The organism is Pseudomonas sp. AGC41, from assembly GCF_057334555.1.
In genome coordinates, this window is the sequence record NZ_JBHFJB010000082.1 from 29537 (window position 1) to 30770 (window position 1234).

Here is a 1234-nt window from a genome sequence, read left to right on the forward strand (position 1 = left end):
CCCCCCCCCCCCCCCCCCCACGGGGGGCACACATCTGGTGTTACAGGAAAAGGCTGCTGACCAGCTCGGTACGATTGCTCACGCCGGTCTTGCGGAACAGGTTGATCAGGTGGGTCTTGACCGTCGGCAGGCCGATGTCCAGCGCTCGGGCCAGTTGTTTGTTACTGGCGCCCTCGCGCAGCAACAGCGCAATCTGCCGCTCCTTGGGCGTCAGCTGGCCGAGGCCGTCGTCCGTGCAGGGCAACTGGGTCACCGCCAGATGCAGCAACGTTTGCAGCGCGCTGAGCTGGCTCAATTGCTGGCCGGTGAACGCGCCTTGTTCGGCGGTGCGCAGCATTGAAATCGCCGCTTGCGGCTGGCCGGCGCGATGGACGAACACTTCCACGACATCCACCACGCCATAGCGCTGCAGGAAACGCTGGTAGCAACGATTGTCGCGGACCGGTTGGCGGGCCATGGCCAGGCTCAGCGGGACGACGCTCGGACTGGAGAGACAGTTTCGCGGGCGCAGCGGATCGAACGCGCAGTAATGATCGAGATAGTCCTGGTGCATCTCGCCACTCATGCCGTGCAAGCTGAAGTCGTAGGCCTGCAATTGCCGGTCTACGCGATAGAACGCCGCCCGGCTGGCCGGAATGAGTTGCGTGAAGGCGTTCAGGCAATGACTTCCTATGTCTTGTACCGCGATGACATTCATTTTCCAGACTCCGCCAAGAGGCTGCCGACGGGGCCGGCAGCCGGAATCGGTCAGGCTACCGCGAAGTAGTGTTTCACGAAACTTTCGCTGACCACTTCCCACAGGACGGCCGTGCCCTTGGTCACGAACCAGCTGTCGCCGGCCTTGTAGCGGGTGCTCTGGCCAGTGGCTTCGTCGGTGAGGACCACTTCGCCGGTGACCACGGTGGCCTGTTCGGCGAACGGATAGACCATGCGGAACTTGCCTTGTGTGGTGCCGAAGTAGGCGCTGCTGACCGGGTCGGTGGGCGCACCGAAGGTCATCTTGCCGAAGGCTTTGACTTCGCCTTCGAGAATCTGCGAACCGAGGTCGGCAACGGTGCCCCAGGCGTCCAGGTCGGACAGTTGGATGTTTTTTTCGAGGGTGGTAAGCGGCATGGGATATCTCCTGATAAAAATCGGCGTGTATGTTCAATCCGGGTCAAGCGTGCCCTCTGGGGGAGCGAGCCTGCTCGCGAAAGCGTTGAGTCAGACAACCTCCATGTCGACTGTCGTAGCG

The 1234-nt window shown here is 62.2% G+C and carries 2 protein-coding genes; both read right to left on the reverse strand.

The window, feature by feature from the left end; genetic code table 11:
* Positions 1–40 precede the first annotated feature (40 nt).
* Entirely contained in the window at positions 41–697 is a 657-nt protein-coding gene (locus ACE04F_RS14820) for a helix-turn-helix transcriptional regulator (RefSeq protein WP_486107818.1), read from the reverse strand.
* Positions 698–747: 50 nt separating this feature from the next.
* Positions 748–1113 carry a cupin domain-containing protein gene (locus ACE04F_RS14825; protein ID WP_486107820.1) on the reverse strand — a complete coding sequence of 122 codons (366 nt, stop codon included), beginning with the start codon at positions 1111–1113 and terminating at the stop codon, positions 748–750.
* Positions 1114–1234: the final 121 nt, after the last annotated feature.